General features: G+C 71.4%; 20 protein-coding genes and 1 pseudogene. 12 read left to right on the plus strand and 9 right to left on the minus strand.

What is annotated here, in order from left to right; all coding sequences use genetic code 11:
• Nucleotides 1-30 precede the first annotated feature (30 nt).
• Nucleotides 31-213: a hypothetical protein gene (locus ACIP8Z_RS02485; RefSeq protein WP_402077722.1), complete on the plus strand. Its 183-nt coding sequence runs from the start codon at nt 31-33 to the stop codon at nt 211-213.
• Between the two features lie 222 nt (nt 214-435).
• Here ACIP8Z_RS02485 and lysA read toward each other — a convergent pair whose 3' ends face one another.
• Together lysA and ACIP8Z_RS02495 are read right to left on the minus strand one after the other, a co-directional pair.
• Nucleotides 436-1,779, minus strand: coding sequence for a diaminopimelate decarboxylase (gene lysA, locus ACIP8Z_RS02490; RefSeq protein WP_402077724.1), 1,344 nt, complete (start codon nt 1,777-1,779; stop codon nt 436-438).
• 14 nt (nt 1,780-1,793) lie between these two features.
• Nucleotides 1,794-2,144: an SAV_915 family protein gene (locus ACIP8Z_RS02495; RefSeq protein ID WP_402077725.1), complete on the minus strand. Its 351-nt coding sequence runs from the start codon at nt 2,142-2,144 to the stop codon at nt 1,794-1,796.
• Between the two features lie 490 nt (nt 2,145-2,634).
• Between ACIP8Z_RS02495 and ACIP8Z_RS02500 the strand changes: the two genes are divergently transcribed.
• Together ACIP8Z_RS02500 and ACIP8Z_RS02505 are read left to right on the plus strand one after the other, a co-directional pair.
• Nucleotides 2,635-3,330, plus strand: coding sequence for a type 1 glutamine amidotransferase domain-containing protein (locus ACIP8Z_RS02500; RefSeq protein ID WP_319312131.1), 696 nt, complete (start codon nt 2,635-2,637; stop codon nt 3,328-3,330).
• Nucleotides 3,331-3,469: 139 nt separating this feature from the next.
• A complete protein-coding gene (locus ACIP8Z_RS02505; RefSeq protein WP_402077728.1) occupies nt 3,470-4,441 on the plus strand; it encodes a LysR family transcriptional regulator in 972 nt (323 codons plus the stop codon).
• 7 nt (nt 4,442-4,448) lie between these two features.
• On the opposite strand, the gene ACIP8Z_RS02510 is transcribed toward ACIP8Z_RS02505, so the two are convergent.
• Together ACIP8Z_RS02510 and ACIP8Z_RS02515 are read right to left on the minus strand one after the other, a co-directional pair.
• The gene (locus ACIP8Z_RS02510) at nt 4,449-4,817 is read right to left on the minus strand and encodes a hypothetical protein (protein ID WP_402077731.1); all 369 of its coding nucleotides are present in this window, start codon (nt 4,815-4,817) and stop codon (nt 4,449-4,451) included.
• Between the two features lie 137 nt (nt 4,818-4,954).
• Nucleotides 4,955-5,320, minus strand: coding sequence for a DUF1801 domain-containing protein (locus tag ACIP8Z_RS02515; RefSeq protein ID WP_402077733.1), 366 nt, complete (start codon nt 5,318-5,320; stop codon nt 4,955-4,957).
• A 121-nt stretch (nt 5,321-5,441) separates the two neighbouring features.
• Between ACIP8Z_RS02515 and ACIP8Z_RS02520 the strand changes: the two genes are divergently transcribed.
• Nucleotides 5,442-6,242 carry a TSUP family transporter gene (locus ACIP8Z_RS02520; RefSeq protein WP_402077736.1) on the plus strand — a complete coding sequence of 267 codons (801 nt, stop codon included), beginning with the start codon at nt 5,442-5,444 and terminating at the stop codon, nt 6,240-6,242.
• A gap of 133 nt (nt 6,243-6,375) precedes the next feature.
• On the opposite strand, the gene ACIP8Z_RS02525 is transcribed toward ACIP8Z_RS02520, so the two are convergent.
• Together ACIP8Z_RS02525 and ACIP8Z_RS02530 are read right to left on the minus strand one after the other, a co-directional pair.
• On the minus strand, nt 6,376-6,579 hold the full coding sequence (locus ACIP8Z_RS02525; protein ID WP_030213732.1) for a cold-shock protein: 204 nt from the start codon (nt 6,577-6,579) through the stop codon (nt 6,376-6,378).
• Nucleotides 6,580-6,802: 223 nt separating this feature from the next.
• Complete coding sequence (locus tag ACIP8Z_RS02530) at nt 6,803-7,504, minus strand: 2-phosphosulfolactate phosphatase (RefSeq protein ID WP_402077738.1); 702 nt, start codon at nt 7,502-7,504, stop codon at nt 6,803-6,805.
• Between the two features lie 197 nt (nt 7,505-7,701).
• Between ACIP8Z_RS02530 and ACIP8Z_RS02535 the strand changes: the two genes are divergently transcribed.
• Entirely contained in the window at nt 7,702-9,609 is a 1,908-nt protein-coding gene (locus ACIP8Z_RS02535) for a propionyl-CoA synthetase (protein ID WP_402077740.1), read from the plus strand.
• A gap of 17 nt (nt 9,610-9,626) precedes the next feature.
• On the opposite strand, the gene ACIP8Z_RS02540 is transcribed toward ACIP8Z_RS02535, so the two are convergent.
• The gene (locus ACIP8Z_RS02540; RefSeq protein ID WP_402077743.1) at nt 9,627-9,905 is read right to left on the minus strand and encodes a hypothetical protein; all 279 of its coding nucleotides are present in this window, start codon (nt 9,903-9,905) and stop codon (nt 9,627-9,629) included.
• A gap of 259 nt (nt 9,906-10,164) precedes the next feature.
• Here ACIP8Z_RS02540 and ACIP8Z_RS02545 point away from each other — a divergent pair, with 259 nt between their 5' ends.
• The 7 genes from ACIP8Z_RS02545 (at nt 10,165) to ACIP8Z_RS02575 (ending at nt 15,196) form a co-directional block, all read left to right on the plus strand.
• The gene (locus ACIP8Z_RS02545; protein WP_402078877.1) at nt 10,165-10,320 is read left to right on the plus strand and encodes a CsbD family protein; all 156 of its coding nucleotides are present in this window, start codon (nt 10,165-10,167) and stop codon (nt 10,318-10,320) included.
• 241 nt (nt 10,321-10,561) lie between these two features.
• The gene (locus tag ACIP8Z_RS02550) at nt 10,562-10,717 is read left to right on the plus strand and encodes a DUF6131 family protein (protein WP_402077746.1); all 156 of its coding nucleotides are present in this window, start codon (nt 10,562-10,564) and stop codon (nt 10,715-10,717) included.
• A 57-nt stretch (nt 10,718-10,774) separates the two neighbouring features.
• Nucleotides 10,775-11,599 carry a ribonuclease BN gene (locus ACIP8Z_RS02555; protein WP_402077749.1) on the plus strand — a complete coding sequence of 275 codons (825 nt, stop codon included), beginning with the start codon at nt 10,775-10,777 and terminating at the stop codon, nt 11,597-11,599.
• A 198-nt stretch (nt 11,600-11,797) separates the two neighbouring features.
• On the plus strand, nt 11,798-12,166 hold the full coding sequence (locus ACIP8Z_RS02560; RefSeq protein ID WP_402077752.1) for a PRC-barrel domain-containing protein: 369 nt from the start codon (nt 11,798-11,800) through the stop codon (nt 12,164-12,166).
• 268 nt (nt 12,167-12,434) lie between these two features.
• On the plus strand, nt 12,435-13,028 hold the full coding sequence (locus ACIP8Z_RS02565; protein WP_402077754.1) for a snapalysin family zinc-dependent metalloprotease: 594 nt from the start codon (nt 12,435-12,437) through the stop codon (nt 13,026-13,028).
• Nucleotides 13,029-13,203: 175 nt separating this feature from the next.
• Complete coding sequence (locus ACIP8Z_RS02570; RefSeq protein ID WP_402077756.1) at nt 13,204-14,442, plus strand: hypothetical protein; 1,239 nt, start codon at nt 13,204-13,206, stop codon at nt 14,440-14,442.
• Complete coding sequence (locus ACIP8Z_RS02575) at nt 14,426-15,196, plus strand: alpha-ketoglutarate-dependent dioxygenase AlkB (RefSeq protein WP_402077759.1); 771 nt, start codon at nt 14,426-14,428, stop codon at nt 15,194-15,196. The genes ACIP8Z_RS02570 and ACIP8Z_RS02575 overlap by 17 nt, the downstream gene beginning before the upstream one ends.
• Before the next feature lie 51 nt (nt 15,197-15,247).
• Here the strand turns inward: ACIP8Z_RS02575 and ACIP8Z_RS02580 are convergent.
• Together ACIP8Z_RS02580 and thrS are read right to left on the minus strand one after the other, a co-directional pair.
• A pseudogene (locus tag ACIP8Z_RS02580) lies at nt 15,248-15,447 on the minus strand (short-chain fatty acyl-CoA regulator family protein); the annotation flags it as partial.
• Nucleotides 15,448-15,605: 158 nt separating this feature from the next.
• On the minus strand, nt 15,606-16,832 hold the full coding sequence (thrS, locus tag ACIP8Z_RS02585) for a threonine--tRNA ligase (RefSeq protein ID WP_402078879.1): 1,227 nt from the start codon (nt 16,830-16,832) through the stop codon (nt 15,606-15,608).
• Nucleotides 16,833-17,601 lie beyond the last annotated feature (769 nt).

Genomic DNA, 17,601 nt, shown 5'->3' on the forward strand with positions numbered 1-17,601 from the left:
CCGGCGCCGGCCGGTCGAAGCGACGACGCCGTGCGCGGGTCCGTGTACGACAGCGCGTGGGCCGGTGAGGCCCGGGCGGCCGCCGGTTGCGCCGGGCTGCTCCTCGCCCTGTCCCTGGCCGTGGACGCCGGCTACGACGCTCTCACCCTGCCGAACGCGGTCCCGTGGATCGCTCTGTCCACCCTGCTCTTCGTGACGCGTCCTGCTCCGTGACCCGCGACTGTGGCTGCTCGTGGAGGCGGACGCGCGGACCTCCCACGCGCGGGGGTCGCTGCCGGGCACACGGGACCTCGACCGGCTCGCCCGACGGGTCGAACGGGACACCGTCGACTCGGTGTTCAGGATCTCGGGCCTGCGCTGACCCGCCCCGACCCGGCCCGTACCGACCCGGCCGACTACCGCCGCGGCCGCCGCCAGGTAGCCGCCGCCCGTGGGCTACAGACCGACGTCCCTGGCCCTGAGGTCCTCCAGCGTCTCCCTGCGCACCAGGAGCCGCGCGTGGCCGTCGAGCACGGCGACCACCGGCGGGCGGCCCACGAGGTTGTACGAGGAGGCCATCGAGAGGTGGTACGCGCCGGCCACCGGTACCGCGAGCAGGTCGCCCGGGTGGGTGTCGGCGGGCAGCGACACGTCCTCGGCCAGGATGTCTCCGGCCTCGCAGTGGCGGCCGACGACCGTCACGCTCTCGTCGCCGGCCGGTGAGTGGCGGCCGATCAGCCGCGGGGCGTAGCGCACCCCGTACAGCGCGGGCCGCGGGTTGTCGCTCATCCCGCCGTCCACCGCCACGAAGGTCCGTCCGGGTGTGCGCTTGACCGCGAGGACCCGGTACACGGCGACTCCGGCCGGTCCGGAGACCGCACGGCCCGGCTCGATGACGAGGCGCGGGACGGGAAGGCCGGCGGCCGCGCAGCTCCCGGCCAGTTCGGCGCGGACCCGGCGGGCCAGCTCGGTGAGGTCGAGGGCGGGCTCGCCGGGGCGGTACGCGATGCCGTGACCGCCGCCGAGGTCGAGCTCCGGCAGGATGACTCCATGGGTGTCACGCACCCGGGCCATGAGGCCGACGAGCCGCCGTACGGCCACGAGATACGGCTTGACGTCCGTGATCTGTGAACCCAGGTGGCAGTGGATCCCGGTGAGTTCGAGCTGTGGCTGGTCGAGGATCCGGGCGATCGCGTGCTGGGCGTGGCCGTCCCGGAGGGAGAGGCCGAACTTCTGGGCGTCGGAGCCGGTACGGATCTTCTCGTGGCCCCCCGCGCTGATCCCGGGCGTCACACGGACCATGACCTTCTGGTGGCCGCCGGTACCGACCGCGGCGGCGATGCGCGCGATCTCGGCGGGTGTGTCGATGACGATCCGGCCCACGCCAAGGCGCAGTGCGGTGCCCAGGTCCCGCGGCGACTTGGCGTTGCCGTGGAGCAGGATCCGGTCGGCCGGGAAGCCGGTGGTGACGGCGAGCTCCAGCTCACCGGCGGAGCACACGTCCAGACCGAGCCCCTCCTCCTCCACCCAGCGGGCGAGGGCGCGGCACAGGAAGGCCTTGGCCGCGTAGTGGATCTCGGCGTCGGGGAAGGCGCTGCGGTAGGTGCGGCAGCGTTCGCGTACCTCGTTCTCGTCCAGGACGTACACGGGCGTGCCGTGGCTCTCGACGATCTCGGTGAGGGGCACGCCGCCGACGAGGAGGCCGCCGTGGGGCTGCTCGGTGGTGGACGCGGGCCAGACGGAGAGCGCGCCGGGGGCGGTTCCGGCCGCGGCGCGGGGCCGGGTGTCGAGCGTGGTCATCTCCGGGTCTCCCGTCAGCTCGCGAGCACGGTCAGGGGCCGCGGCAGCGGCTCCGGCAGGGGTACGGAGGCGGCGGCGGGCCGCGGAGCCGTCAGCACCGGGTCGATCCTCAGCTCACGGACGCCCAGCGGCTCCGTCAGGGCCCGCAGCGCGGGTTCCGACAGCGGGATCCAGGGCTGCTCGGCGCCCAGGACGGCCCTCAGCCGCGCCGGGCCGGTGAACGCGACGGCGGTCCTGCCGCCGACCGGCGTGCGGAACAGACGGGTCACGAGGCCGCAGGTGCCCGGCCGGACGGGCACGCAGAGGCGTCCGGCCGGGAACGGTTCCCCAGGCTCCGGGTCGTCTCCGTACAGGGCGTCTGCCATGGGTTCCTCCTGAGGAGCGAAACACGGTCCCCGGCACGATCGCGCCGGGGTGTCTTCGACGCTATGCCCGGTGATCACCGCTCCCCGGTCCGCCCTGACGCGGCCCTGACGCGCGGGGGCCGAATGCATACACCCCGCTGACGCGTCGCGGAGAAGGTCGGACTCGCGATCGCGGCCTCGTCGCGCCCGCATCCGCATGCCGCCATCGGGGTCACTCGGCTCGCCCATCGGCGCACCTTCCGGGGCGCGGTGCCGGCGGCGGCCGAGGCGGCGACAGCCTGACCGTTTCCGCAGGCCAGGGGGATGGGCGTATTCCCGTGGAGCCATCGGAGTTCCCATGGCAGCCATTGGATTCCGCATTGGAAAGGTCTCCGGGACGGGGCTACGTTCGAGGACATCGCCACACCGACGGTCCCCGCACCGGGGCGCCGGGTGGGCGATCATCGCTCTTCGGGCCGAAACCCGGCCCGTACCTCCCGGGAGAACCCTCATGCCCAAGATCCTTTTCGTGTTGACCGGCACCGACTTCTGGACCCTGGCCGACGGTACGAAGCACCCGACCGGCTTCTGGGCCGAGGAGGCGGCCGCGCCGTACGAGGCGTTCACGGCCGCCGGGTACGAGGTCGTCGTCGCCACCCCCGGCGGTGTCGTCCCGACCGTCGACAAGAGCAGCCTCGCCCCGGAGTTCAACGGCGGGCAGGAGGGTGCCGACAAGGTCGCCGCCGTCGTCGCCTCGCTCACCGAGCTCCAGCACCCGATCCGCCTCGAGGACGTGGACCTGGACGACTACGCGGCCGTCTTCTACCCGGGCGGCCACGGCCCCATGGAGGACCTCGCGGTCGACGCGACCTCGGGCCGGCTGCTGATCGACGCCCTGGACTCCGGCAAGCCGCTGGCCGTCGTCTGCCACGGCCCGGCCGCGCTGCTCGCCGCCACGAAGGACGACGGCACCAACGCCTTCGCCGGCTACAAGGTCGCCGCGTTCACCAACGACGAGGAGACCCAGTCCGGTTTCGCCGACAAGGCGAAGTGGCTCCTGGAGACCCGCCTGGTCGAGGCAGGCGTCGACGTCCAGGTCGGCGAGCCGTGGGCGCCGAAGGTCGTCGTCGACCGCAACCTCATCACCGGCCAGAACCCGGCCTCGTCCGCCCCGCTCGCGGACCGGGTCCTGAAGGAACTGGGCTGACCATCGGGTTGATGTGACACCCGGACGCCCCGCACCCTGAGGGTGCGGGGCGCCTCCGCCATCTCGGCAGTCTCAGCCGTCTCAGCCCTCCCCGCCCTCCCCGCCCTCCCCACCATAGGGATACCAGTAGGCTTTCCCTGTGAGGCATACGGATCCTGATGGGCCGGCCGGCGTCCCCCGCTCCAGTACGGCGACGCCCGGCGGCGTCAGCACGGGACCGGCGGACCTGAATCTGCTGCGCACCTTCCTGGCGGTCTACCGCTCCGGCTCGTTCACCGCGGCCGCCGGTCTCCTGGGGCTTTCGCAGCCCACGGTGACGACCCAGATCCGCGCCCTGGAGCGGCAGACGGGCCGCGAGCTGTTCGAGCGTCTGCCGCGCGGGGTCGCCCCGACCACGGTCGCCCACGACCTCGCGGCCCGTGTCGCCGCTCCCCTCGACGCGCTCGCCGCCGCGACCGGCCAGGACACCGATCCCCACGAGCGGCCCACCCCCGTGCACCTGGCGGGCCCGGCCGAACTGCTCTGCACCCGCGTCCTGCCGCTCCTGGCCCCACTGGCCGCCGAAGGGGTACGGCTCCGGATCACGCCGGGCCTCACCGAACCGCTCCTCGACGAACTCCGGGCGGGACGCCATGACGTGGTGATCTCGACCTTCCGTCCGCGGGGGCGGGCGCTGACCTCCGTACCGCTGATGGACGAGGAGTTCGTGCTCGTCGCAGCGCCCGCTTGGGCCGACCTCGTCGGGGAGCGGCCGGCGGTGGAGGGCCCGGCGGCGCTGCACAGCGTGCCGCTGATCACCTATGCCGAGGACCTGCCGATAGCCCGTCGCTACTGGCGCCATGTCTTCGGCAGCCGGCTCTCCCGCTCCGCCGCCGTCACCGTCCCCGACCTGCGCGGCGTCCTCGCGGCGGTCACCGCGGGGGCGGGCTTCACGGTCCTGCCCCGCTACCTCTGCGAGGCCGAACTGGCCTCGGGCGCCCTCGTACCCCTCCATCACCCGGAGGACCCGCCCATCAACACCGCCTACCTCACCCAGCGCCCCGGTCGCCCCACCAACCCCGATGTCACCCGCGTCCGGGACCTCCTGCTGGAGGCCGGACGCACGTGGTGACGCCGTGTCAGAACGCGGGGCGCCGCTCGTGATCATCAGGCGAGACCGAGCAGCCCGCGGCGGGGAACGGTCCGCCCGCTCCCACGCGCGCGGCCGGGCGACGCGCGGACGATCGGCGCTCCCTGACGGCGCTCGCGACCTGGTCCGGGACCACGGCGGCGAGTTGGGCGCGGAACAGCACGGAGAGCCCCTCACCGGCCCCGCGCGCCGCGATCAGCCCGCCCAGCCGGAGAACGACCGCCGTGCCCGCGGCCCTGGTGGCCACCAGGGCGACGGCCACGACCGGGCCGTCGGCGCGGTCGTGGAGCAGGCCCGGGCTCCCGGGAGCCCAGACACCGGTGAGCGGGACGCACCCCTCGCCGACCACGGTGAGCAACTCGACGAGCCCGTCGACGTGTTGCCCTCCCCGGCACCCTCGGCCGCCGCGCTCCCGGCCGCCGCCGCGGCCCTCGCCAGCGCCTCGCCGCGTACGCCCGGGAGGGTCTGTCCCCACCGCCCCCCGAGCGAGGGACGTCAGCAGATCGTGCCGGGGCGGATCGCGGTGGCCTTCAGCAGGTCACGCACCAGATCGAAGTCGATCCGCTCGGGCTTCCTGAACCGCAGACACCCCTTGCCCATGTCCTGCCCCGCGAGCCGCTCCGTGAAGGCGTCGCGGACGTCGCCGCGCATGAGGTAGAAGGAGATGTACTGCTTCTGGCCGGCGAAGGCGATCTCGGCGACGCCGTCCCGCTCGTAGACCGGCATGCCGTACGCCATCGACTCGGTGAAGCCGACCAGTTCCTCCCGGCACAGCTCCCGCAGCCGCCGCAGCGCCTCCCGCCGGGGCGCGGGCACCTCGGCCAGGTAGCCGTCGACGTCTTCAGCGTTGCTCTGGACCATACGACGAGCCTACCGACGCCCGTCGGCGTATGAACATCACATTGCCGCCGAGCCCCTGGCCGACCGGCCCGCGGACGCGGTCCGGTACGGTCCGGGCTGCGTCGGAGGAACGGAGAGCCCGGTGGACTGGACGGTGTGGGCGGGCCTGGTCGCCGGGCTGCTGATCGCGGTGGTGACGGCGCCGGCCGGCGTGTCCGGGGCGGTGTTCCTGCTTCCGGTCCACCTGAGCGTCTTCGGCGTCCCGAATCCGGCGATCACTCCGACGAACCTCCTGTACAACGTGGTGGCCGGACCCGGCGCCCTGTGGCGCTACCGCCGCGACGGCACACTGGGCGGCCCTCTGGCCAGGCGCCTGATCGCCGGCACCCTGCCGGGAGTCGTCCTCGGCGCCGCGATCCGCGTCTACGCCCTCCCGGGCCCGGAGGTCTTCCAGCTGCTGGTCGCGGTCCTCCTGCTGCCGCTCGGGCTCTGGTTGTGCGCCCGCACGCTCGCCCCCGCGCGCCGCGCCACGGCCCCCGCCGTCGCCCCGGCGGAGCCGCGCCCGGCCGTGCTCACCGCGCTGGCCGTGGCGGTGGGGGTGTTCGGCGGGATCTACGGCATCGGCGGCGGCTCGTTGCTCGGACCGATCCTGGCCGCCCGCGGCCTCCCCATGAGCCGGGTGGCGCCGGCCGCGCTCGCCGCCACGTTCGCCACCTCCCTCGTCGGTGCGGCCGCGTTCGTGGTGCTGTCCCTGGCCGGCTCCGGTGACGTCGCCCCCGAATGGCGGCTCGGCCTGGCGTGCGGGCTCGGCGGACTGGTCGGCGGCTATCTCGGCGCCCGCCTCCAGCCCCGCCTGCCCGAGAGGGCCCTGCGTCTGCTGCTCGGCGTGCTCGCCGCCGCGATCGGCGGCTTCTACGCCGCCCGGAGCATCGGATCCTTCTGAGCTCCCTGGGGTCACCCCCCGCCGTCATCGCCACGGGTGTCACGACAGCCCGACGGCGCCCGCACGGGGTGCGGGCGCCGTCGACAGCGGGTCGCCGTCAGGAGGGAGACAAGCTCTCCGGAGCGGCCGAGGCTCAGCCCCGGACGATGTTCTCCGCCTGCGGACCCTTCTGGCCCTGGGTGATGTCGAACGTCACGGCCTCGCCCTCGGTCAGCTCGCGGTAGCCGTTGCCCGAGATGTTGGAGTAGTGGGCGAAGACGTCCGGTCCGCCGCCGTCCTGGGCGATGAAGCCGAAGCCCTTCTCGGAGTTGAACCACTTCACGGTGCCGCTGGCCATGCTCGTCCTTCTGGTCAGTCCGGCGACGGTCCGGGGTGGGACCGTCGCGGCGCCCTTCCACGGGCGCCACTTCCGTCTTCCCCCGGCACATCCCCACCTACACCCGCCGATCCGATCTTGTTACATCCGAAGTGACGGCATGGTGCCTTCACCGCCGCCCGTGGCGGCTCATCTCGCGTCCTTCCGGTCGCCTGGGACGTACGACTCCGGACCGCGGCGGCGATCAGACCGCGGCTGTGCCGGTGGGCGACGGCACGTCATGAGGGCGGAGGACCATGAGCTCGTCCTCCAGGGTCGCCACCATGGCGAAGGGGAACCGGTCGAGTTCGAGGCAGAGGGCGACGTCGTCGGGATGGGCTCCTCGGCGTACGCCCTCCGTCAGCTCGGTGGCGGCGCGCGACGCGCCGGCGCGGCGGAGGAACCCGGCCGCGTCCGTCGTGGTCTCGGTCGTCCTCCGGGCGATGTACTGCGCGCACGCCAGGTCCTCGTCGGCCCGGCCGTCCTCGCCGGTGACCACGAACGTGACACTGTCGCAGTCGCGTGACCGCAGGATCCGAGCCGTCGCCTCCGCCACCACGAAGCCTGCGCACAGCACGAGCGACGCCTCCTTGACCGCGAGGGCGCCGACCGTCCCGGCCGTGGTCTTCTGCACGACGGTCCGTCCGCCGAGGTCGACCGACCGCAGCAGTCCCGGCGAGTTGACGGCGTCGAAGCCGGGCGCGGGCGGGCCGTCCTTGAGCGCCACCCAGTCCGGGTGACGGGCCTTCAGCGCCAGGGCGTCGTCCAGCGACTCGGCGAGAACGATCTTCTCCGCGCCCTGGGCGAAGGCCCAGGCAGCCACCGTGTAGGCACGCATGACGTCGATCACGACCGCCACGGACGGGGCTTCGGCCAGCTCGGGGATACCGAGGAAACGGGCGTCCATCCGGCCATGATCACGCATGCCCGCCGCGAAGTGCCCCGACAGTGGCACGCATCACGTCGTCCGGCTCACCGGCCCGCGCCGGCTTCGGGGCGCGGGCCGGCCCCGACCTGTCCGGTCGATCACGGTCGCAGCGCGCGGACCGCCGACATACGGTGTGCGTGGTCCGCCGCACCCCGACGCGACAAGAGGAGTCCGCGATGGGAACGTACGAGGATGTCTTCCGCGCCAGTACGGAAGACCCCGAGGCCTTCTGGCTCGACGCCGCCCGGGGCATCGACTGGGATGTCGTCCCGCGACGGGCCCTGGACTCCTCGGGCGCCCCCTTCTACCGCTGGTTTCCCGACGGGCGGCTCAACGTCTGCTTCAACGCGCTGGACCGGCACGTCGAGGCCGGCCGCGGCGACCAGCCCGCGCTCACTTACGACTCCCCCGTCACCGGCACCCGGCGTACCTACAGCTACGCGCGGCTGAGGGACGAGGTCGCGGTCTTCGCCGGGGCGCTCGCCCAGCTCGGCGTGGGGCGCGGCGACCGGGTGGTGATCTACCTGCCGATGGTGCCGGAGGCCGCCGTCGCGATGCTGGCCTGCGCTCGCATCGGCGCGGTCCACTCGGTCGTCTTCGGCGGGTTCGCCCCGCGCGAGCTCGCCCTCCGCATCGACGACGCCGCGCCCAAGGTGGTCGTCTCCGCCTCCTGCGGCATCGAGGGCACGCGTGTCATCCCGTACAAGCCGCTGCTCGACCGGGCGATCGAACTCGCCGCCCACAAGCCCGAGAAGAGCGTGATCCTGCAGCGGCCGCAGGCGACGGCCGAGCTGGGACCCGACGACCTCGACTGGGCCGACCTGATGGCCTCCTCGCCGCCGGCCGCGTGCGTTCCCGTATCCGCGAACGATCCCCTGTACATCCTCTACACCTCCGGAACCACCGGGAAGCCCAAGGGAGTGGTGCGTGACTGCGGTGGCTACGCGGTCGCGCTGCACTGGTCGATGGGCGCCGTGTACGACATCGGCCCGGGCGAGACGATGTTCACCGGGTCCGACGTCGGCTGGGTCGTCGGTCATTCGTACATCGTCTACGCGCCCCTGCTGGTCGGCGCCACGACCGTCCTGTACGAGGGCAAGCCGGTCGGCACACCGGACGCGGGGCAGTTCTGGCGCGTCGCGGCCGACTACGGCGTCAAGACCATGTTCACGGCGCCGACCGCCTTCCGGGCCATCCGCAAGGAGGACCCGGAAGGCGCACTGGCCGCGGACCACGACCTCTCCCGCCTGCGCTACCTCTTCCTCGCCGGCGAGCGCCTCGACCCCGAGACCTACCGCTGGGCGAGCGCGCTCCTGGGCGTCCCGGTGATCGACCACTGGTGGCAGACCGAGACCGGCTGGCCCATCGTCGCCAACCCGGTCGGCATCGAAGCCGCCCCCGTCAAACCCGGCTCCCCCACCCGCCCGCTGCCCGGCTGGGACGTCCGCGTCCTCGACGCCTCGGGCAAGCCGGCCCCCGCGGGCGTCGACGGCGCGATCGTGGTCAGGCTCCCCCTGCCGCCCGGAGCCCTCCCCACCCTCTGGAACGACGACGACCGCTACATCGCCTCCTACCTGTCCGCGTACGACGGCTACTACCTCACGGGCGACAGCGGGCACATCGACGACGACGGCTATGTCTTCGTCATGGGCCGCACCGACGACGTCATCAACGTCGCCGGACACCGGCTGTCCACGGGCAGCATGGAGGAGGCCCTGGCCGCCCACCCCGACGTCGCCGAGTGCGCGGTCATCGGCGTCGCGGACCCCCTCAAGGGGCAGGTGCCACGGGGCTTCGTCGTCCTCAAAGCCGGCACCGCCCGCGAACCGGCCGAGGTCGAGGCCGAACTCGTCCAGCTCGTACGCGACCGGATCGGCGCCGTCGCCTCCCTCAAGGACGTGGCGGTCGTGGCCGCCCTGCCCAAGACCCGCTCGGGAAAGATCCTCCGCAAGACGATGCGCGGCATCGCCGACGGACACGACGAACCCATTCCCTCCACGGTGGACGACGCGAGCGTCATCGACGCGCTGCGCCCCGTGCTCCGCCGCGGGGATCCCGGCGGTCCCGCCGCCCGTACCCCGTGAAGCGAGCCCCAGCGAGGCTACGCCGCTGCGGGCCGTGAGAGCGGGGCGATCCGGGTGGGCCCGACGACCGTCAGCGGGGTCCCCAGGCCTTCGCACAGGCGGCGGGCGCGGGCGAGCACGCTGAGAGAGGCCGGGGAAGGGTCCGATGTGGGGAGCTGTATTCGGACATGCCGCGGGCCATGGGTGGCAAGGAGCGTCTCGATGTGCAGGGCGACCGCCGCACGGCCGGTGACATCGAGGTCGCGCAGGAGCGTCACGTGCAGGACGTGATCCTCGAAGACATGGCTGATGAGCATGAACCCTCCTGCCACACGTCGGTCCACCCGAGGCCCCGGTCCTCTGTGGGCGAGAGGAGGGAAGGGTGGTGGACCCAGTATCCGACAACCGTTCCGAAGCGGCGCGCGGGAGCGCGGTCGCCCCACGCCCGGGCGGGAGGACCGGGGCCTTGAGTGGCGTCCGGGACGCTCTCATGTTTACGGGGGACAAAACGGGCTAACCGCGATGTAGTAGACGACGACGCACGAGAGGAGCACGACCGTGTCGGGCGAGGAAAAGATGAAGGCCAAGAAGGAACAGGCCAAGGGCAAGGTCCAGGAAACGACCGGCCGGGCCGTCGGGAACGAGCGCCTCACGGCGAAAGGCCGCGCCGAGCAGATGAAGGGCGATGCCCGGCAGGCCAAGGAGAAGATCAAGGACACGATGAAGGACTAGCGCCGCCGGTCCTCCGCGGTGCGGCGCATGGGCGGTGCAGGGCATTGCCGGTGCAGGGCGTCCGCGGTGCAGGGCGGGTCCGTACGAGGGCCCCCGGGTTCCCCGGCCCGCCCTCGGCCCGCGCCTCAGCACTGAGGCCGGGCAGAAGCCGTACATGAGGTGACGGGACACCCCTACGCCGCCCGGTTTCGGGCCGAGGCCCGTTCCCCGCACGGCTCACCTCCAGAGAGCGAGGCACACCATGATCCTTGTCGGAGTCATTCTGCTCGTCATAGGATTCGTCGCCGGCATCTCGATTCTGTGGACCATCGGAATCGTCCTCGTCGTCATCGGCGCCATCCTGTGGATCCTCGGAGCCCTCGGCCACGAGGTGGGGGGCCGGCGCCACTACTGGTGACGCCGATCCCGCCGGTGGGCCGATGGTGCCGGGCGCCGCTCGCGCGCGGGACAGCTGATGACCGCCCGTCCCGCTGGGCGTCGGTCCCCGTTGGAGCGGACGCGAAGCGTGGTCCGCCGACTGCGCGCCGGGCACCGGTGGGGGCCGGTCAGCGAGTTCGAACTGTGGCAGCGGGCGCTGGGGTTCGCGGCGCTGGGATTCCTCACGCTGATACCGCTGCTGATCGTCGTGTCCGCGGCGGGGGCGGGCAGCGGCAAAGGGTTCGCGCAGTGGCTGGGTGACGGACTCGGGGTCTCGGAGCCCGCCAGAATGGAGATCGAGCGGCTGTTCGCGCTCCCCGGGCAGGTACGGCGGGCCACGACGGCTTTCGGCCTCGCCCTGCTCGCCGTGTTCGGGCTCTCGTTCGGCACCGTGGTGCAGAGCGGCTACGAGAAGGTCTGGGACCTGCCCCCGGCCCACTGGCGGGCCAGATGGCGTCATGTGCTGTGGCTGGCCGTCCTCCTGGGGGTCCTGTACCTGCTCGCCGTCGCCTCCTTCTGGCGCCAGGGTCCGGCCGGGGGCGTCGTCACCATGCTGAGCGGCATCCTCTTCTTCTGGTGGTCGCAGCACCTCCTGCTCGGGGGCAGGATCGCGTGGACGGCCCTGCTGCCCGGTGCGGTGGCCACCGTGCTGGGACTGCTGGGGCTCCGGGTGTTCTCCCGGCTCGTCTTCTCTCCGTTGATCGCTTCGAGCGCCGTCAGCTACGGGCCGTTCGGAGCGTTCCTGGTCATCCAGACCTGGCTCGTCGCGGTGGGCGTGGTCGTGTTCGGCGGCGCGCTGGCCGGCCGCCTGTTCGACGACGAGCTGCCCCGTCTGACCCGCACGCCGAAACGGCGGAAGTGAACCCCGCCGTTGGATCGATGGCATGGATGGCCGAGGCCGGGGCAGGCGGAGTGCGGGCGGGCACACCACCCGCCTCGCACGAAGTACGAAGTACGAAGTACGAAGTACGAAGTACGACGCACGACGCACGACGCACGGAAAGGGAGGACGGCGGGGAACCGCACGCCGCCCTCCGCCTACCGGAGGAGTTGTTTTCGCGTGACCGAGCACATCTGGAGCTACAAGTCGACCACTGGCCACCTGGCCGGGACCGATCTGACCGGCTACAAGGTCGAGGCGACCGACGGCGGCATCGGGAAGGTGGACAAGCACTCCGACGAGGTCGATGACGCCTATCTGGTCGTGGACACCGGCCCCTGGATCTTCGGCAAGGAAGTCCTGCTGCCGGCCGGCACCGTCGTCCGCATCGACGTGGACGAGCGGAAGATCTTCGTCGACGGGTCCAAGGAGCAGATCAAGGACGCTCCCGAGTTCCACCGCGACACGCACCTGGACGACCCCGCCTACCGCCACGAGCTGGGCACGTACTACATGCTGGGCGGCCCCTTCGGCCAGCGCCTGGTCTGAACCCCCGCTCCACGGAGGGCCCGAACTCCTCGAGTTCGGGCCCTCCGTCGTGCGCGCAATGGGACCTTGACAGCAACTGACCATCATCCTTGCCCAGTTGCGCAATTTGGCGTGACAGGTACATGACGTATCGGCTCGCTGGAGCTTACCGTCGAAAGGCCCCGGAGGATCGGCGATCCGACCGCCCCAGGTCGACCGGTACCAGCGCCGCTCCTCCCGCACTCTCGGCTCCGCCAGGTTCCGGGTCCCCCACGAGTGAAGGAGCAGCATGTCGCTCTACACATGGCTGAAGACGGCCACCGTCGGCGCCACCGTCGTCCTCGCCACGGCGACGGCCACGACGGCGAACGCCGCACCCGCGCCGACGGCCGAGCCGTCGGCGGTGAGCGCGCCGGCGGCGGTGGTGACACTTCGTTACGACGACAGCCGGGCCGGAGGATGGGAGGCGGCCATCGCCGCCGGCGTCGCCTCGTGGAACGCGCACGTCGACAACGTCAAGCTGGTCGAGGCCGCGCCGGGCACCCGGGCCGAGATCGTGATCGTGGCGACCACCGGCTGGCCCCAGGCCACGCTCGGCCCCGTCCGTCCCGGCAGGCAGGTCCGTGTCGAACTCGGGAGCCAGGCCGTGAGCCAGGGGTACGACAAGACCCGTATCGCCGCCCATGAAATCGGCCACAGCCTGGGCCTCCCGGACACCAAGCCCGGCCCGTGCTCGCAGCTGATGTCGGGGTCGAGCGCCGGTACGGCGTGCGTGAACGCGATCCCCGACGCGACCGAACAGGCCCGGGTGGAGTCCGCCTACGCCGGCGGCGCCGCCTCGCTCCTCGCCACCGACGGCCGAACCCTCGTGGATGCCCCGTAGCCACGTAGCCCCGCGACCGGAGGCCCGCGACCGGAGGCCCGAAAGGCAGGGCGCCCGATCGGAGTTCACGATCGGGCGCCCTGCCGTCGCCGCGCAGCGGAACCCCGTTGTGGCCGCCGTGGACAACGCAGTACCGTCCGGACGTTCACAGCAGAGTTCGAAAGGCGGGCACGGTGTGACGTACACGACAGAGCTGACAGAAGCCCGCATCGAGGATGCGAGTAACCTCCTGGTCGCGCCTTCGGCATTGCGCGACCATGACGTGATCAGGGACTTCTGCGGGTCCACGATCACGCTGGAGGACCTTGCCTCCGGTTCGCCCGGCCTCGCGGGGAGGACCGTCTACTTGTGCGGCGACGTATCCGGGATCAGCGAGCGCCAACTGCGGACGGCGCAGCGGGTGTTCGTCATCCGGGAGCTGTCGCACGGTTACCAGGGGAACGTCGGCTCGCCCTGGCCCCTCGTCGACCTCGGCCGCGTACCGATCCGCGTCGAGGGCGCCGGCGTGTACTACCGCAGGTTCTTCGACCTCGACGCCGATCACTTCGGACGGATCGGTGCGGAGCACGCCTTCCAGTCCCTGACGGAGTCCACCAAGCCCGGAACGGCCCATCGAAGCGGCATCTATCTGACGCCCGTCACCCAGGACGGCGACGCCCTGCGATTCCACCTGCTCCGGTGCTCCACGAATCTCTCCGGGCCGACCGAGAACTTCGGCCCGACCGACACCGACATCGTCGGTGCTCTGAACCGCGAGGCCACCGCCGTCTTCCGGGACCACGCACCGCTCAATCACGTCCTCGCGCAGATCTACCACAACACCCTTGCCACGCCCGAGCGCAAGCAGTCCAAGGCCAAGATCTCGGCCCATGCCGACAAGACCAAGGACATGCCCGTCAACGGCGTCATGGCCTTCTGCACGTTCTATGACGGGCTCGACAAGCTGGAACCCCTGACCGAAGACCCCTTCGACCAGGGGGTGAAGGGCGTCAGCGGACTGACCCGGCTCCACTTCCGCCTCAAGGAACAGACCGAGGATCGCGACGGGGTCGCGCTCGCGCTCCCCCCGCAGTTCGCCGTGACCCTGTATCCCGGCTCCGTCTTCTTCATGCCGCTGTCCACCAACCGGCTGTACACGCACGAGATCCGGCCCTCGGCGTTGGACGCCTCGTCGCTCCCGACACGCCTGGGATACGTCGTGCGCTGTTCGAGCACCGAAGCCGTTCACCAGGACGGCCAGACGTTCCTCGACGTGGCCGGAGACCTGGTGAGGATGGAGCCACCCACCGAGGACGGGATGAACGAGCTGCGCAGGCTGTACGCCGAGGAGAACAGGACCTCGTCCTTCATCGACTACGGCGACAGGTTTCCCTTCAGCATGAACTCGGGGGACTACCTTGCCCCCCGCGTCTAGGATCTCGGACGAGGTCCTCCTGTGCGCTGTGCCGAGCGAAGAGAATCTCTTCGCGGAGCTGTCCGCGTCGGCTCTCCTGGAAGACGTGGGGAAAGGCCGGCGGGGCGCCACGCTCACCCGGGCCGACGAAGCGCATGGCGTGCCTCTCGTACGGACGACGACGCGGTACGGCAGCCCGGCGCAGCGCTTCCGGGCGGTGCACGAACGGCTGGCGCGGCAGATCCAAGAGGCCGCGGCGCTCCCGGTCGGCTTCAACAACGCTCTGATCGAGACCTATACGAACGCCTACACCACCATGGGCAGCCATTCCGACCAGGCTCTCGATCTGGCCGACTCATCGTTCATCGCCGTCTACTCCTGCTACCAGCACCCCGAAGCGGGCCCGCCGAGGAAACTGGTCTTCGAATCGAAGGAGTTCGCCGGCGAGACGTTCGAGGTCCCGCTCGCCCACCACAGTGTCGCCGTCTTCTCCGTCGAAGCGAATCGGCGGCTGCGGCACAAGATCGTGCTGGAGAAGCCCGTCCCGGCGGCGGACAACCAGTGGTTGGGCGTGACCTTCCGAACGTCGAAGACCCTGGTCCGGTTTCGCGACGGAGCGGCGTACCTCCCGCAGGGTGCACGTCTTGTGCCGGCCGACGAGGAGCAGAGTCGCGCGTTCTACGGACTGAGGCGCCGTGAGAACCAGGAGACGGACTTCGTCTATCCCCTGCTGACGTACACGATCAGCGAGAGCGATCTGATGCCGCCCGTCTGAAGCCGCCTGTCTGATGACGCCCGTCTGAAGCCACCGTCTGCGGTCGAGGTCTCAGGCCCGGCCCTCGGCCACCCGGTACGGGACGAACGTGCTGGTGTTCTCGTCCACGGCGAGCGGGCGGCCCAGGGGCGGGACCGCGCGCTGCGGGCGGTCGGGGCGCTCGCAGAGCCGGCTCCTCATGCGATCGGGGTGGCCGCCCCGGCGTTGTCGAGATCGGTCCCGTCCGAGTACACGAGCCGGGACGCGTGCTGCCGCCTCGCCATGCCCCCGGGCCGCCTCTCCTTTCCGGACTGGGGGGAGGCGGCCGGAGGCGAGGAGAAGCAGCCGTGGAGCCGCACGAGAAACGAGTGGACCAACCGCCACCGCAGCGGCGGTAAGGGCGGTCGGCCCACCGTGTTCGCGGCGCCTGCTATGAGGCCGGGTCGGTCCACAGTTCGTTGCTGTGATCCCCGATGAGAGCGCTGATGCGGGTCAGTACGTCACTGACCGGCTGCGGGTCGAGTCGGCGTCCGTCACGCAAGCGCAGTGCGACGTGATCGTCAACGGCCTCCTTGGCGCCGATGACGGCTTGGTAGGGAACCAGGCGGGCCCCTCGGATTCGGGCGCCCAGGCTGCCGCGGTCCGGTCCCGCGATCTGGGCACGCAGTCCCAGACGGGTGCAGCGTTGGGCAAGGGTTGCGGCGTTCGGCAGTTCGGCGTCGGAGATCGGGAGAATGACCAGCTGAGTGGGGGCGAGCCAGGCGGGGAAGGCACCGCCGTGCTGTTCGATGAGATGGGCGACTGCTCGCTCCACACTGCCGATGATGCTGCGGTGGACCATGACCGGGCGGTGTTTGGCGCCGTCCGCGCCGATGTAGTGCAGGTCGAACTGCTCGGGCTGGTGGAAGTCGACCTGGACGGTGGACAGGGTGGATTCCCGGCCGGAGCCGTCGGTGACCTGGACGTCGATCTTGGGACCGTAGAACGCGGCCTCTCCCTCGGCTGCCTCGTAGGGCAGGCCGGAGCGGTCGAGGACGTCGGTCAGCAGGGCGGTGGACCGCTGCCATTTCTCGGGTGCGGCAACGTACTTGCCACCGGGCCCCGGCAGGGAGAGCCGGTAACGGGTCGGGGTGATGCCGAGTGCCTCGTACGCCTGGCGGATCATCTCCAGGGCTGCCTGCGCCTCCTCGGCGACCTGGTCCAGGGTGCAGAAGATGTGTGCGTCGTTGAGCTGGATGGCCCGCACACGGGTCAGTCCGCCGAGCACGCCCGAGAGTTCGGAGCGGTACATGCCGCCCAGTTCGGCCATCCGTAGGGGCAGTTCGCGGTAGCTGTGGGAGCGGGATCGGTAGATCACGGCGTGATGGGGGCACAGGCTCGGCCGCAGGACGACCTGTTCTCCGCCGAGGTCCATCGGGGGGAACATGTCGTCGCTGTAGTGCGCCCAGTGCCCTGAGATCTCGTACAGCTCCCGCTTGCCGAGTACCGGTGAGTACACGTGCTGGTAGCCGGCCCGCCGCTCGGCGGCACGGATGTACTCCTCCAGGGTGTGCCTCACGGCCGCGCCGTCGGGCAGCCAGTACGGCAGGCCGGCGCCGATCAGCGGATCGGTGTCGAACAGGCCCAGTTCACGGCCGATCTTGCGGTGGTCGTGCACGGCGGTCATCGCGGTCTCCTCGCTGGTTGCGGAGCAAGTGACCGGGCCTACGCCGAAGCCCCGGGGCACTCGCCCCGGGGCTTCGGATCAGATCATCTGTCAGCGCGCCGGGACACTCTCCGGCGTCGTCGTCATGGCAGCGCGCTTCATGGCGCAGACGTTAGCAGGATGTGCCGCGGTCCACATGGTCATTTCTCGGTCAGGAGATCCGTCGGACAGCCCCAGGATGAGAGCGGCGCCGCCTGGGGCGGGCCGGTGATGCAGGGTGATCAGCTTTGTGGCCGGGGGTCTCCTTCATCCAGTTGAGACGGTGGTGCGTCGGTGAAGACGGTCATGCCGAGGCCGACCGGTTGAGGCCGTCCGTCGGCGGGGATGCTCCTTGATCGTTCGGATGCGCAACGGCCCCAGGCCACGCGGGGGATGTACTCGCTCCCGGCGTGTCGCCCGCTGGTCCGGTCAACAACTCCATGCCGCGCGCCGTGGCACGCCACATCCTCGGCAGGCCGCAGGAGGGGGGTTGACCGGCGAACCCCGGCACCGTAGGTTCGGGCGCACCGAGTCACCGCGAGTCACGGGAAGGAGGCGACGTCGGATGTCGAACATCTCCGAACCGTCCCGCCTCCCCCACCAGACCGCCTGGACTCCGGGTCTGATAGCACACGGCTGCTGAACAGCCCCCTTCCGGCGTGCCCATCGCGGCCCCGGCACTTTCGCATGTCTGTCACCGCCTGAGACACGCCGTCGCGTGCCTGCGTGGCGCGCTCCGGGT

It is taken from the genome of Streptomyces sp. NPDC088553, assembly GCF_044752965.1.
Lineage (GTDB): Bacteria > Actinomycetota > Actinomycetes > Streptomycetales > Streptomycetaceae > Streptomyces.